General features: G+C 64.7%; 13 protein-coding genes. 6 read left to right on the top strand and 7 right to left on the bottom strand.

Annotated elements, in window-relative coordinates:
- Nucleotides 1–65: 65 nt before the first annotated feature.
- Nucleotides 66–1,160, bottom strand: coding sequence for a glycosyltransferase family 4 protein (locus G3545_RS08350; RefSeq protein WP_170011562.1), 1,095 nt, complete (start codon nucleotides 1,158–1,160; stop codon nucleotides 66–68).
- 769 nt (nucleotides 1,161–1,929) lie between these two features.
- On the opposite strand from G3545_RS08350, the gene G3545_RS08345 reads away from it, so the two are divergent.
- A complete protein-coding gene (locus tag G3545_RS08345; RefSeq protein WP_170011560.1) occupies nucleotides 1,930–2,979 on the top strand; it encodes a DUF2278 family protein in 1,050 nt (349 codons plus the stop codon).
- A gap of 646 nt (nucleotides 2,980–3,625) precedes the next feature.
- Complete coding sequence (locus tag G3545_RS08340) at nucleotides 3,626–5,176, top strand: arylsulfatase (protein ID WP_246702874.1); 1,551 nt, start codon at nucleotides 3,626–3,628, stop codon at nucleotides 5,174–5,176.
- Nucleotides 5,177–5,261: 85 nt separating this feature from the next.
- Here the strand turns inward: G3545_RS08340 and G3545_RS08335 are convergent, their stop codons facing one another.
- Together G3545_RS08335 and G3545_RS08330 are read right to left on the bottom strand one after the other, a co-directional pair.
- On the bottom strand, nucleotides 5,262–5,549 hold the full coding sequence (locus tag G3545_RS08335) for a GlsB/YeaQ/YmgE family stress response membrane protein (RefSeq protein ID WP_170011558.1): 288 nt from the start codon (nucleotides 5,547–5,549) through the stop codon (nucleotides 5,262–5,264).
- A 113-nt stretch (nucleotides 5,550–5,662) separates the two neighbouring features.
- Nucleotides 5,663–5,827, bottom strand: a complete 165-nt coding sequence (locus G3545_RS08330) for a hypothetical protein (protein WP_170011557.1) — start codon at nucleotides 5,825–5,827, stop codon at nucleotides 5,663–5,665.
- Nucleotides 5,828–6,076: 249 nt separating this feature from the next.
- On the opposite strand from G3545_RS08330, the gene G3545_RS08325 reads away from it, so the two are divergent.
- Nucleotides 6,077–6,355 (top strand): DUF3175 domain-containing protein, encoded by a 279-nt coding sequence (locus tag G3545_RS08325; protein ID WP_170017966.1) that lies wholly within the window; start codon nucleotides 6,077–6,079, stop codon nucleotides 6,353–6,355.
- A gap of 45 nt (nucleotides 6,356–6,400) precedes the next feature.
- Here the strand turns inward: G3545_RS08325 and G3545_RS08320 are convergent, their stop codons facing one another.
- The 3 genes from G3545_RS08320 to G3545_RS08310 all read right to left on the bottom strand — a co-directional run bounded on the left by G3545_RS08320 (nucleotide 6,401) and on the right by G3545_RS08310 (nucleotide 9,691).
- Nucleotides 6,401–8,854: a carbohydrate-binding family V/XII gene (locus tag G3545_RS08320; RefSeq protein WP_170011556.1), complete on the bottom strand. Its 2,454-nt coding sequence runs from the start codon at nucleotides 8,852–8,854 to the stop codon at nucleotides 6,401–6,403.
- Between the two features lie 292 nt (nucleotides 8,855–9,146).
- The gene (locus G3545_RS08315) at nucleotides 9,147–9,338 is read right to left on the bottom strand and encodes a hypothetical protein (protein ID WP_170011555.1); all 192 of its coding nucleotides are present in this window, start codon (nucleotides 9,336–9,338) and stop codon (nucleotides 9,147–9,149) included.
- Entirely contained in the window at nucleotides 9,335–9,691 is a 357-nt protein-coding gene (locus G3545_RS08310; RefSeq protein ID WP_246702742.1) for a hypothetical protein, read from the bottom strand. Before G3545_RS08310 ends, G3545_RS08315 begins: the two co-directional genes overlap by 4 nt.
- 300 nt (nucleotides 9,692–9,991) lie before the next feature.
- Here G3545_RS08310 and G3545_RS08305 point away from each other — a divergent pair, with 300 nt between their 5' ends.
- From G3545_RS08305 to G3545_RS08295, 3 genes are all read left to right on the top strand, one after another.
- Nucleotides 9,992–10,528 carry an RICIN domain-containing protein gene (locus G3545_RS08305; RefSeq protein ID WP_170011554.1) on the top strand — a complete coding sequence of 179 codons (537 nt, stop codon included), beginning with the start codon at nucleotides 9,992–9,994 and terminating at the stop codon, nucleotides 10,526–10,528.
- Nucleotides 10,529–10,830: 302 nt separating this feature from the next.
- Nucleotides 10,831–11,466 carry a LysE family transporter gene (locus tag G3545_RS08300; RefSeq protein WP_170011553.1) on the top strand — a complete coding sequence of 212 codons (636 nt, stop codon included), beginning with the start codon at nucleotides 10,831–10,833 and terminating at the stop codon, nucleotides 11,464–11,466.
- A 99-nt stretch (nucleotides 11,467–11,565) separates the two neighbouring features.
- On the top strand, nucleotides 11,566–12,057 hold the full coding sequence (locus tag G3545_RS08295) for a DUF992 domain-containing protein (protein WP_170011552.1): 492 nt from the start codon (nucleotides 11,566–11,568) through the stop codon (nucleotides 12,055–12,057).
- A 556-nt stretch (nucleotides 12,058–12,613) separates the two neighbouring features.
- Here G3545_RS08295 and G3545_RS08290 read toward each other — a convergent pair.
- A complete protein-coding gene (locus tag G3545_RS08290) occupies nucleotides 12,614–12,880 on the bottom strand; it encodes a hypothetical protein (protein ID WP_170011551.1) in 267 nt (88 codons plus the stop codon).
- Nucleotides 12,881–12,904 lie beyond the last annotated feature (24 nt).

Here is a 12,904-nt window from a genome sequence, read left to right as displayed (position 1 = left end):
TCCTGGACTCTGACGGGCGCCCTCTCCCCGTCGGGGAGAGGGATCGAACGATCCGCCTTCCGAGTTCAGGCGACAACGTGCAGGTCGTGCCCGCCCTGGAGGCGACGAATCCGCGAGGGCTCGACGCGTACGCCTTCGAGCCCCTGATAGAGGCTGACATAGTCCGCGGCCATCCGCGCGCAAGTGAAGCGCGCGTCGAAACGCGCCCGCACCTTGGCGCGGTCGAGCGCGAGCACGGATCGCACCGCCTGCACCGCCTCGTCGACGGTATCGACGATGGCACCGGTTACGCCGTGATCGATGATCTCCGGCACCGAGCCATTGCGGAAGGCGAGCACCGGCGTACCGCAGGACATTGCCTCGATCATCACCAGGCCGAACGGCTCCGGCCAGTCGATGGGGAACAGCAGGGCGCCGGCATTGCCGAGGAATTCGGCCTTCTGCTCCTCATTGATCTCGCCAATATATTCGACGTTCCGATTGGCGCGGACCAGGGGCTCGATCTTCTCGTGCCAATAGTCGCGGTCCACCTTGTCGATCTTGGCGGCGATGACCAGCGGCAGGCCGGCGCGCGCGGCGATCTCGATGGCGCGGTCGGGGCGCTTTTCCGGCGAGATGCGGCCGAGAAAGGCGAGGTAGCCGCCTTTTCCCGCTGCGCTGAACGGCAGCAGATGCGGGGGCAGGCCGTGATAGATATTGCCCGCCCAGTTCAGCCCGGGCGGCATCGGCTTGCGCTGGAATTGCGAGATCGATGCCAGCGGCACATGGCGATAGGCCGCGAACAGCGGGTGGACATCCGGCATGTCCAGCCTTCCGTGCAGCGTGGTCACGGTGCGATTGACGAAGTCACGACTCATCTGGAAGTGAAGATAGTCGATGTGGAAATGCAACACGTCGAATTCGTGTGCGCGCCGACGAACCTCTTCCAGCATCGAGAAATGATAGGCGAGGGGATCGCGCACGCCGGGGTCGAGCCGCAGCGCCTTCGGCGCGCACGGCACGAGCTTGGCGGAGGTGACGGAATCGCCGCTGGCGAACAGCGTTACCTCATGTCCCTGTGCGACCAGTTCTTCGGTGAGGAAGGAAACGATGCGTTCGGTGCCGCCATAGAAAAGCGGCGGGCAACGTTCGGCGAGCGGGGCAATCTGGGCTATGCGCATGGGCGGGCTGGCTCCGGTTGGGGGCGTCGCGGCCGGCCTCTTGCCGGGCCTGCTGCCGAACGACGCACCTCGCTCAACGCGCCGGGGCGCGAGTGGTTGCGCACAAAGATTGTGCATCGCGAAATGTGAGGCTTCGTAGAGCGAGGGGGGTGGTTGAGGTGGTGTGGGTCTGCCTGTCAGACTGGCGCGGGCGTTCCGCGCGATTTCGTCAGGTCCAATGTCATCGGCAAGATCAGTCTCGTCATCCTTGAATACCTTTTTCAGATGGGAGTGTGTGTTCTTGCGCGACGCGATTACCGCGTCGCCACTGCGTGATCGCCTTTTCGCGGAACTTCAGCAGTTATAGTATCATTTCCGAAGTGAATAATATCATATATATCATCGGACCTGTTTTGAGCTGCAGTCTACTGTCTATGAGTCGCTTACGTCGATATTGTGGTAATGAATGCGGCGATGAGGTGTTGCTTGCATGCGCTATTCTTCAGCGTGCGATTTGAGTTGATCAATTGGTCGCGGATCGCGCGCCTGTCGCGGCCTTGGCTTGTCGACCCGCACGGTGATGCGAGGTGGTGGGTCGATTTGTTTGCCGGGTAGCATTTTTTATTGATGTATTCTCAGGTTGTACGTGCCGCCCGCCACCTCTATTGTTCGTGTGGGGTCGGGGGGCCCCGCAACGGCATGGAAGGCGCGGCAGGGCATGCTGCGCCTCGGTCGCGGGCGTTTGCTCATCCCCTGAGTTCCAGTTGTAGCGCTTGCGGAGGATGCGACCATGCCGCTCAAGAATTATGCCGTGCTGAAGGGCCGGCCGATCAATAACCGTCTCGCCACCGGCGCCAGCCCGCATTACCAGGTGCTGGTCTCGGAGAACGGCACGCTGCACCGCATCGCCATCAATGTGCGCTCGCAGGATGGCAGCGAGGTGCAGTTCCTGGTGCGCTCCAGCTTCGAGCATCCGATCACCGACCAGTTGGCCGATCTGGAGGAGGGGTTGCACCCCACTGAGAGCCGGCCGGGCGGCGTTGCGCTGGATTTCATCCGCGCCAATCTCATGCAGCCCTGGGAATTGAAGCCGCTGCCGCTCTCCGCCGCGGGGCCGGACAACGACCTCAACGAGAAGATCGACGCCTATGTGCAGCGTGCGATGTCCGATGAGGACTCGATGATCTATGCCTTCGGCGAGACCTGGGGGCCGGAGAACAACAAGGCCGACAAGTATTTCGGCTTCAAGCCGGGCCGCGGCATCCATGACATCCATTTCAACCAGGGCAACCCGCCCGGCAGGTTCGCCGACCAGAACGGCCCCTGGCAGGATGGCGGGCTGATCTTCCAGTTCCCCACCGAGAAGCAGTGGGTCGCGGTGTTCCTGAAGTTCCAGAGCCAGACCTGGCACTCCGACGACCAGGCCGGCACCGCCATCACCCCCACTGACGGCGCCCCCGTGGGCGGCCCGGCGACGCCGATCGACCGCGACCGTATCCCGCCCTTCGACGTGCCGGACGGCCTGATCCGCGTCATCGCCGCCTATGTGAACGACGTGCGCACCCCGGAGCGCGAGACGGTGACGCTGCTTAACACCGCCGACGTCGCCATCGACCTCACCGGCTGGCAGATCAAGGACAAGCAGAAGAACATGATGCTGCTGTCCGGCTCGATCCCCGCCGGGGCGACGCTGGTGGTCGAGATGAAGCCGCCGGTGGCGCTCTCCAACAAGGGCGGCATCATCACGCTCCTGAACGCCCAGGGCATCAAGGTGCACGGCGTGTCCTACACCAAGGAACAGGCCAAGCAGCCCGGACGGACGATCCCGTTCCAGGGTTGAGGGTTGAGCGGCGAGGGAAACGCCTCCGGGCCCGGCCCGCAGTCCGACAATCGACCCGCGCCACCCCGTCCTCCCCGGGCTTGTCCCGGGGATCCACGGGCGCGACGAGGGCGCAACCGTGGATGGCCGGTACACGCCGGCCATGACGGTGGAAACGGTCCATTTTACCCGACTGCCGACCCCGGCACGATACCCCGCGCAGCTCCCAAGCCGGGAACCGTCTTTTTCTTCCCCCGCCGCTGGCTCTTCTCGCGCGATAAGATTACCATAATCACTGGTTGATCAGCTCATAGACTAAGTTGCGTTCCGTAAACTTGAGAGCTGCGACCATCTGGGCCGCTCGAGCTTGAATAGCCAAGCTCGAGCGAGGCGAATACGTTTTCGGCCAATTGGTCAACAATACGTACGCATTCGAAAGCCTGATACTGACCTGCCTTGCTCTGGATACTCCTACGGTGCGTCAGGAGAACGTACCGGGGCGACCGAATTCTCACGTTTCCCCCGGCAGGGCGAGACGGTTCCTGCCGGCGCAAACAATCAGATCCATAGGATCCCGGGAGGCTCGACCATGACGACAAGGTCCAGATTCACGCGCGCATTCGGCAGCATGGCCGGCGGGCTCCTGCTCGCGACGGCGTTGACCGGGATGGCCTCGGCCCAGGCGCCGGCAAGCGCTCCACCGAACATCGTCGTCATCATGGGCGATGATGTCGGCTGGTCGAACATCGGCGTCTATAATCAGGGCATCATGGCGGGGCGCACGCCCAACCTCGATCGGCTCGCCAATGAGGGTATTCGCTTCACCGATTACTATGCGGAGGCGAGCTGCACGGCGGGCCGGTGCAACTTCATCACCGGCGAACTGCCGATCCGCACCGGCCTGACGACGGTCGGCCAGGCCGGCTCCACCATCGGCATTCCCGCCGAAGCCATCACCATCGCCCAGGCGCTCAAGCCGCTCGGCTACAGCACCGGGCAGTTCGGCAAGAACCATCTCGGCGACCTGAACGAGTTCCTGCCGACGGTGCACGGCTTCGACGAGTTCTTCGGCTATCTCTACCATCTCGACGCGATGGAAGACCCATCGCATCGCAACTACCCGCCGGCGCTGAAGGACACCGTCGGCCCGCGCAACATGGTGCATTCATGGGCGACGGCCGATGACGATGCGACCGTGCAGCCGCGCTGGGGCAAGATCGGCAGGCAGCGCATCGAGGACGCCGGCACGCTCTATCCCGAGCGGATGAAGACGGTGGACGACGAGATCCTCGATAACACCCTGAAATTCATGGACAAGGCGCGGACGGACAAGAAGCCGTTCTTCGTCTGGCTGAACCCCACCCGCATGCATGTCGTGACCCATCTGTCCGACAAGTATGAAGCCATGCGCACGCCGGAAAACGGCTGGAGCATCGAGGAAGCCGGCATGGCCCAGCTCGACGATATCGTCGGCTCCGTCATGAAGTACCTGAAGGACAATGGCGTCGACGACAACACCATCGTGGTGTTCACCACCGACAATGGCGCCGAGAACTTCACCTGGCCCGATGGCGGGCAGACCCCGTTTGCCGGCGGCAAGGGCACTGCGCTTGAAGGCGGCTTCCGGGTCCCGGCGATCATCCGCTGGCCCGGCAAGGTTCCCGCCGGCAAGGTCGAGAACGGCATCTTTTCCGGCCTCGACTGGTTCCCGACCCTCGTGGCTGCGGCCGGCAATCCCGACGTGACCAGCGAATTGCTCAAGGGCAAGACGATCGGCGACCGGACCTTCAAGGTGCATCTGGACGGCTACAACCAGATGGACGTGATTACAGGAAAGGGTCCGTCGAAGCGGCACGAGATCTTCTATTTCACCGAGGGCACGCTGAGCGCGGTCCGCATCGACGACTTCAAGTATCGCTTCACCGACCAGCCCGGCGGCTGGCTCGGCGCGACCGTGAAGGTCGACTGGCCGATCCTGGTCAATCTTCGGCTCGATCCTTATGAGCGCACCGGCATGCCCAGCGGCGCCGTCGGCTCGCTCGCCTATTACAACTGGTTTGCCTATGAGTTCTGGCGCTTCGTCTTCGTGCAGCAGGAGGTGGCGAAGGCTGCGCAGACCTTCATCGAATTCCCGCCGATGCAGAAGGGCGCGAGCTTCAATATGGGAGCCGTAAAGGAGCAGATCGAAGCCGCTATCGCCGCGCAGGCCGGTAAATAGGCTGGGACAGGCGGCATGACCGCCGCGGTGCGGCGGCTTTGCTGAACCTAAGGTGACCCGTTCAGATCCGGACGGGTCACTCTGGCTAGGCCGTGCGCCCCCAGCGCTGCCAGGCCCAGAGCGCGCCGAGCACGATGAGCGAGCCGAGGAAGGCGGAGACCACGTCGCGCAGCGAGATCGAGATCTGGTCGAGCCCCGGCCACAGGCCGAGCAGCCGGAACAGCAAGCCGCCAATGACCGCGCCGATCAGCCCGATCACGAGATTGCGGCCCATGCCGTAGCCTTTGGTGGTCCAGGTGGTGGCGAGGCCGGCAAGGGTGCCGCCAACCAGGCCGACGATGATCCATACGACAAGCTGGGCGATGGTCGGCATGGTGCGGTTCCTGGAATCGGTCGCACGCGACGGTTCGCGACCACCACCATCGTGGCGCAACCACCAGAAAATGCAACGCAATTCCGGCATTGCCGCCGGCGAGCCAGCAGGCCTCAGGCGCCGAACAGCGTGGCGTGACCATGCCGCGCCGCCGCAGGCGCCTTGCGGTGGTCGCCGGCGCCGTAGGCGCGGGCATTCATCTCGGCCGCATCGGCCACTTCCTCGTCAATGATCTGCATGAAGCGCTTGACGCAGAGCGTGATCCTGTGAAGCGACATCTCCCAACTCCATCCCGCATCGGCCCCAGCCACGGTGGGTGAAGTATATGTGGCGCACCCCGTATCAGCTTGCGATTGGCATTTGCCACTGCGCGCATAAGGGACGCGTAAATGCCGGCCGCGCCCGACCGCGCCGCCGTCCTGGCAGGGCCACGGCCCCAGTCGCACCGCAGTGATCGCACCGCGGAGGAACGCCCGACCTGCGAGCGCGTTAGTATCCCGTGGCTTGGAAGTGATGAGAGAATGAGTATGAGCCATTCTAACGAGCAATGGTCCGCCGACGTCACCCGATACAGCGACGCGATGGACCTGCAAGAACACATATTCGAAGCCGACGATCCCGAGAAGATCGCCAAATCCCTCAAGAAATCAGCGGAGGAAAGCGAGCGGAGGAAGTCCTCCCCGTTTCGATCCGCCATGTCGATGCTGAGCTTCTACATCAACAGGGCCGGACGCCATCTTTCCTCGTCGAAACGCGAGACGCTGGAAGCGGCGAAGGGCGAGCTGCGCAAACAGTTCGGCCACTGAGCCGGCGACCCGGAGGTCGCCGGCGCCAGAGCGAACGTATGAGGTTCAGCGCCGGCCGCGGCCGCCGCCACCGCCACCACGAGGGAACCCCCCTCCGCCGCCACCACTGAACCCGCCGCGCGGACCGCCGCCGCCGCGATATCCGCCGCCGCCACCATAGCCGCCCCCGCTGAAGTGTGAGCGCTCCATCTGGCCGCCATTGAAGCGCGCGCCCTCGCTGCGGTTGAGGTTGCGAAGCTCGTCGGCTCCCGGCGGGCGGCCCTGCGGACCTTCCCAGCCCTGCGCGCCGCGCTTGTAGACATTGCCGTCGCGGCCGGCATAGCGGTCATTCGCGGCCGGCTTCGGCTTTGACGGCGCGCGATTGGCGGAACCTTGCTTGGCGCGGTCGCCAGCACCCTTGCCCTTGCTCGCGGCGCGGTCGGCGCCGGGGCGGTCGCCCTTGCCGGCGCGGTCGCCCTGGCCGGGTTTGTTGCGATCGCCCTGACCCGGGCGGTCCCACTGGGCCGGCCGGTTGCGATCGCCCTGGCCCGGACGATCGCCCTGGCCCGGACGATCGCCCTGGCCCGGGCGATCTCCCGGCCGGTTGCGCGCGTCATTGGCGCGGTCGGCGAGGTTGTTGCGCCCGTCCGGGCCGCGCCGGTCGGAGCCACGTCCGTCCGGCCCGAAATTGCGGTCGATGCGGTTGTCGACGCGGCTATGGACGGCGTTGTTGTTCCACCGGTTGTAGACATTGTTCCGGTTGAAATCGACGTTCCGGTTGATGTTGATATCGACATCGCCGCGCCAGCGATTCCAGCCCCAGGCGCCGCCATACCAGGCCGCGCCGGCGATGGCGCCGAGCGTGAAGCCCGCCACCGCGCCCCAGGCGAAGGCGGCGCCATAGCCATAGGTCGCGGGGTAGGGGTACCAGTAGCTGCCGGTCCACGAGGGATAATAATAGCCGGTGCCATAGACCACGACCCCGGTCGGCGACACCACGGTGCCGTAATAGCCGGGCGTGTAGCCGACATAGACGATGTCGCCGCTCGAACCATAGACCCTGACATAGGTGACATAGTGCAAGGGCGAGCTCGCCGGGATGGTGTAGATCACCGCCGGCACCTCGGCCGCCACGCTCCACGGACCATTGACGCTGGTGGCGACGAACCACACGCCATTTTCCACCGCGTAATAGCTGTTGGCGTCGACCTTGATCACCGGGACCGGCGAGTTCACCACATATTCCAGCGCGGTGCCCTCGATCGGCTGCAGCTTCGGCGCGCCGTCATAGCGCACATTCGCCTTGGCCTTCTTGCGGTCCACCGAGGCGGTCTGCGGAATCTGGTTGTCGATCAGCGCTGCCTGCGCCTGCGGGGTGCCGCTGACCGAGGCGAGCACGTCGGCCTTGGGATGGTTCTCCGGGATTTTGGCAAAGTCGGCCGGCAGCTTGTCGTTGGCGATATAGTCCCAGGGGCCGCTAGCGAGCGACTTGGTGCGGAACCAGCGCCCGGCGATCAGCACATAATAGTCCTGCGAGCCCACATCGACGACGATCTGGCTCTGCGTGTTGTTCACATAGAGCAGCTGGGTGCCGGGGATCGGCGCGAGTTCCGGCTTGCCTTCGGTCTGCACCAGCTCGGTCGGCACCTGGCTGACATACATGGTCGGCACTTCGCCGGCCGCGACCGCATCGGCGATCTCCGGCGCCGGCGTGTCCATCGGATCGACCTGGCTGCCGGCCGCCTTCAGCGCGGTGGCGAGCGAAGCGGGCGGCTTGGCCGCGACCTGCCACGGCCCGTCGAGGCTCGCCGCCTCGCGCCAGCCCTTCAGCGCGCGCAGATAATATTTGCCGCTCAGCTGGTCGAGCACGATCAGCGCCCGGGTGTTGATGATGCGCAGCAGCTTGGTGCCGGCCACGTCGCGCAGGTCCGGCTTGCCGTCGACCAGCACCAGCATCGCCGGACCTTCGCTGTAGATGATGCGTGGCACCGCGTTCTTCACCGGCACCGCCTTGGCGGCGTCCTGCGTGTCGTCCGCCACTGCGAGGCTGGCCTGCAGGCGAGCCAGCGAGATGGTGCGCACGCCGGTCGGCGCCTCGTCGCGCACCGCGGCGAGATAGGTCTCGGTATTGCCGGCGTCGGTCGGGAAGGCGGCCTTGGTGATGGTGATGTCGTCCAGCGCGACGAGGCCGTTGGCGCGATCGACCTGGGTGCGGGCGGTGAGCCAGATCACGCCGAGCGCCGGTTCGGGAGTCGCCTCGCGCGACACCGACACCGCGGCGCGCGCCTCCAGCAGGTCGCCCGCCCATTTGTCGACCTGCGGCTGGTAGATGGTGATCTCGAAGCCCTCGCCATCGACCACGCGCGGCCAGGGTGCGGGAGTTGGGGCGGGGGCGGGCGTCGCCGCCTTCTGCGTCGCCGCGGCCGGTCGGGCCGACTGCGCGAAGCCCGGCCCGATCTGGCCGAAGATCACCAGTGCGGCGGATGTCAGGGTGATCAGGCGATGTCCGCGATACCGCATGGAAACTCCCCCCAGCACTGGCACGATGGTGTCAGCTTCCGCCAGCTTGAGCCGTTCCTAGCGTTCGTTCAATATAAAAGCGTGTTCGGCTCACGCCGTGCGCGAAATATCGGCAGACCAGAATATAGCCTAAAAATCGGCGCCGCGCGTGCTTCGCTCGGCCAAGTTAACCATGCCGGCCGCCTTTCGTGGCGACTTGGCCGGTTCGCCGAATAGCGCGAGATTTTCGCAGGAATAGGCGGCGCGCTGGCCCCGACCTTCCGGCCAGCCGCCCATCGGGTGCGACGATGCTTCAGGGCTGGCGCGAACGCCGCCGCATCAGGATGAACACCCCCACCAGTATCAGGAAGATGCCGGGCAGCGCGGGCATCAGAATGTCCTCCATCGGGCGGATGGAGCGCGAGACCATTTGCGCGGCCATGGTGACGAACCAGGTCCAGCCGCCGCCGAGCACGATCAGCACACCTGCGATGAGGTACCTCATGGCTGCGGCGCGATCACCGGGATCGCCGCCTTGTACGGCTCGACCCGGAGCGATTCGTGCGGCAGCAGCGCGACGCGGTCCAGCGGCGCATATTCGAGCCCGCCCGCCGCGTTCTTGCGCACCGCGAAGCGCCACACGGTGAGCCCGCCGGGCGTGCTGAGGCCGGCGGCGATGGCGCCGGCATCCTCGGCTCCGAGGCGGGCGGCATCGGTCGGGGTCAGCCCGACGATGATCTCGTCCTTTACCGTGACGATCTTGAACAGGCGGACAGCGGTCTCGCCCATCGCCGGTGCAGCGGCAAAGGCGCCGAGCACGAGGGCGGCGGCGAGCGGAAGCAAGGCGGCACGGAGCATAATGGTCCCCACGATTGGTTCATGCCGGCAGGCGGCATCGCGGCCTTCTAGGGGCCGGCGGTGCAATCGCACCTGAACGCGCCTGTCAGCGCGCGTTCATCCGGGCAGGCGGTGCGCCCCGGAAATCGCAGGGATCGGCCTGTGCAAATCAAACCCTACGTCATTTCAACAGCTTGGATTAGATACATCAGCTTTGCTACGAATTGTTCAGGCAAGATGCGCCGCGTGAAATCAATATTCACTTGTGATACTAAGAACATCAGTTGCCGGTTGCTGTAGCCATGTCCTGGGAGAGGGATCATGCGTGCACTTTTACGGGCTTTCCGATTCATTGCATCCAGTCTTCTGGCGGCCGGGTTGCTGCTGGTAGCCGCCCCGCGCGATGCATCGGCGGCAGATCAGTGGATGCTGATCAACGTGCAGACCCGCAAATGCCTCACCATTGCCGGGGGAGTGAGCACCGCGAACAATCTGGGAACGGTGCAGTATATCTGCGACAGCCATCCTTCGCGCCGCTGGCGACTGATTGGCTCGAACGGTGTCTACAAGATCGCCAACCTGCAGACCGGCAAGTGCCTGACCATTGCCGGCGGACGAAGCACCGAAAACAACGTGCGCGCCCTCCAGTATAATTGCGACGATGATCGCTCGCGCCGCTGGACGTTGCAGCAGGTGGCAAGCGGCGGCATCTACAAGCTCGTGAACCTGCAGACCGGCAAATGCCTGACCATTGCCGGTGGCGTGAGCACGGCCAACAATGTCGAGGGCCTCCAGTACAATTGCGACAATCATCCATCGCGCACCTGGGAAGTCAGGCGGGTGAACATCATCGATTGAGCGGTCGGCCGCCGGCGGAAGGAACAGCGGGCTCCCGAGCAGGGCCCATGCCCCGCCCGTCAGCTTGCAGGCCAGGGCGTCGGGCTCGTGCGGCGCCAGCAGCCGGCCGCCGGGATCGTCTGCGAGATCTGGGCCGCCGCGCGATGTGGGGCGCGTCGAACCAGACGACGCGCCGGTCTCTCTGTGACCAGTTCCGTCAAGTAAATCGCCATTCGAAGTCCAACGCCGCTTCGAGACAGTTCACGCTGGACTCACGGTGAGAGGATTTGCCTCGCCCCATGACCAATTCGTGGGGGCCTGCGATGACGTTCGAGACTGAGATCAATGCATTCTGGGTTGGCATCGCAATTGGTGCGGCGTCAATAGTATCCCTCGGGCCGAACAGTGCCATGATCCTGCGCGAAGGGCTGGCGCGAGGGCGCGTTACACTCGTAGCCACCACGACGTGCTTGAGCTTTCTGGTGCTGTTGAGCTCATCCCAGATCCTGACCGGAATGCTGGGTTCGGCAGGTGGCAGCGTCCGCACGGCGTTGTCCTGGGCCGGCGTTGCCCTGATCGCCTATCAGGCTTGCCGAAAGCTGAGACTGTCACTGACGCTGGAGAGGTGCGCCGGCGCGGCCTTCGAACCCGACGCGGTACAATGCATCCGTCGCGTGCTGACGTTCGTGTGGACCAATCCGCTTACCTATCTGGAGCGCCTGTTGATCCCCGCGTTCGTCGGCCAGTCCTTTGCGAGCGTCGGTGCTCGCGAGGACTTCGTGCTCGGCCTCATGATCATGAGTTCCGCCGGGTGTCTCGGATACGCGTGCGTCGGCAAGTTCATGGGCGTCGTCATTCAGCATGAGCAGCGCCTGAGGGTCTTCGATATCGCCTCGGGGATCATCATGCTGTTTCTCGCGCTCGCTGCGAGCGCCAAACTTGTGACAGGGGGCATTTAGTTGCCCCGCGTGACGCTCAGGAACGCCATTTTACCGATTGCGCATCCCGCGCCGGGGTGGCTCTGATGCCTTGGGCAAAGACCCCAAGGAGATTGGATGATGATACGGACTTCCCTCACGCGCGCCATTCTGTGCGTCGCCCTGCTCGCCGGCGCCGCCGGCATCATGGCGACCCCCGCGAGCGCCCAGATCCGCCGCGTCGCCGCCGGCAACCTTGAGTGCCATGCCGGGCCCTCGGTCAGCTTTGTCATCGGCTCGCGCCGTACGCTGGAATGCACCTTCCGCTCCAGGCGCGGCTACCGCACGCACTATGAAGGCACGATGAGCCGCTGGGGCGTCGATCTCGGCGTGACGACCCGCAGCGTGCTGCTCTGGGGCGTGCTCGCTCCGACCGCCAATCCCGCTCCGGGCGCGCTGGCCGGAAACTATGTCGGCGCATCGGCGGCGGCGGCCTGGGGTCTCGGCGCCGGCGCCAACGCCCTTGTGGGCGGCTCCGGCAACACCATCGCGTTGCAGCCGGTCAGCGTCGAGGGCAAGACCGGCGTCAATCTCGCGGTCGGCATCGGCGACCTTCGCCTGCGCGCCAGGTAGCGCGCGGTGAGGGGAATCCCGATCCCGCCTGGAGCGTGAGCCGCAACACAGGCATGTGCTGAAACCGGGCCTGTGACGGTGCGTTGATCCGGGCTCCGGTTCTTCCCGTCCGGGGCCCATACGCAAGCACTTGCGCCACCCGGCCTGAAGGTTGGGTGGCGCTTTTTCCGAAGCAGGACTTCGCTGCGAACGAAGACGACGACCGGCGCGAAGAATAGCCAGCCGAAAAGGAAGCCACGGAGAGCGGTGGTGATGCGAATGATCGCCTACGGATTCGTGGCGAGGCTGTAGACGTTGCATATCCCTCCAGCCTGGCGGCGCAACCGGTGCCATGCCAGGCGGGGCCGTGAAAGCCGCTCACCCGGCGCGTGGCCGGGTGAGCGGTTCAATCGTCACTGGATCGGCTTCGCCTTCTTCCCGGAGAAGTTGGCGCCGGCGGTGACAGAGGAAAGCGTGCCGGACTTGATCAGGCGAGGTGCGGTATACGGCTTCATAGGTAGGCCCCCAAATCGCTACAATCTTAGCCAGCGAAGGTTGCGAGCGGTTTCGATGCCCGTCAATGAAGATCAGCTGCCGCTTGAGCACAACCTTCCCTAAGTGTTGCGCAATAGCAGCTATCCCCAAGCTTCCGATACCATTGCAATGTTCCTTGCAGGTGATTTTGTTCGATCATCGGACTGTTCTTCCGGCGTGACCGGGCGGAAATCCCTGGCGTCCGCTTCGGCCAGAAGTGCCCGCCATATACCCAGCAGCCGCCCTCCACCTGCGTCACGTCGATGTTGAACACCGTGATGCGGCGGGTGACGATCTCATAGGGCTTCACGCCATCGGTACGCCAAGTCGCAGG

The sequence above is a fragment of the Starkeya sp. ORNL1 genome (assembly GCF_012971745.1).
Lineage (GTDB): Bacteria > Pseudomonadota > Alphaproteobacteria > Rhizobiales > Xanthobacteraceae > Ancylobacter.
This window is presented reverse-complemented; position numbering and strand designations above follow the sequence as displayed.

What these genes read in the sequence shown, in the direction of transcription:
- G3545_RS08350 (WP_170011562.1), bottom strand. Translation starts at nt 1,160, where the DNA reads ATGCGCATAGCCCAGATTGCCCCGCTCGCCGAACGTTGCCCGCCGCTT.
- G3545_RS08345 (WP_170011560.1), top strand. Translation starts at nt 1,930, where the DNA reads ATGCCGCTCAAGAATTATGCCGTGCTGAAGGGCCGGCCGATCAATAAC.
- G3545_RS08340 (WP_246702874.1), top strand. Translation starts at nt 3,626, where the DNA reads ATGGCCTCGGCCCAGGCGCCGGCAAGCGCTCCACCGAACATCGTCGTC.
- G3545_RS08335 (WP_170011558.1), bottom strand. Translation starts at nt 5,549, where the DNA reads ATGCCGACCATCGCCCAGCTTGTCGTATGGATCATCGTCGGCCTGGTT.
- G3545_RS08330 (WP_170011557.1), bottom strand. Translation starts at nt 5,827, where the DNA reads ATGTCGCTTCACAGGATCACGCTCTGCGTCAAGCGCTTCATGCAGATC.
- G3545_RS08325 (WP_170017966.1), top strand. Translation starts at nt 6,077, where the DNA reads ATGAGCCATTCTAACGAGCAATGGTCCGCCGACGTCACCCGATACAGC.
- G3545_RS08320 (WP_170011556.1), bottom strand. Translation starts at nt 8,854, where the DNA reads ATGCGGTATCGCGGACATCGCCTGATCACCCTGACATCCGCCGCACTG.
- G3545_RS08315 (WP_170011555.1), bottom strand. Translation starts at nt 9,338, where the DNA reads ATGAGGTACCTCATCGCAGGTGTGCTGATCGTGCTCGGCGGCGGCTGG.
- G3545_RS08310 (WP_246702742.1), bottom strand. Translation starts at nt 9,691, where the DNA reads ATGCTCCGTGCCGCCTTGCTTCCGCTCGCCGCCGCCCTCGTGCTCGGC.
- G3545_RS08305 (WP_170011554.1), top strand. Translation starts at nt 9,992, where the DNA reads ATGCGTGCACTTTTACGGGCTTTCCGATTCATTGCATCCAGTCTTCTG.
- G3545_RS08300 (WP_170011553.1), top strand. Translation starts at nt 10,831, where the DNA reads ATGACGTTCGAGACTGAGATCAATGCATTCTGGGTTGGCATCGCAATT.
- G3545_RS08295 (WP_170011552.1), top strand. Translation starts at nt 11,566, where the DNA reads ATGATACGGACTTCCCTCACGCGCGCCATTCTGTGCGTCGCCCTGCTC.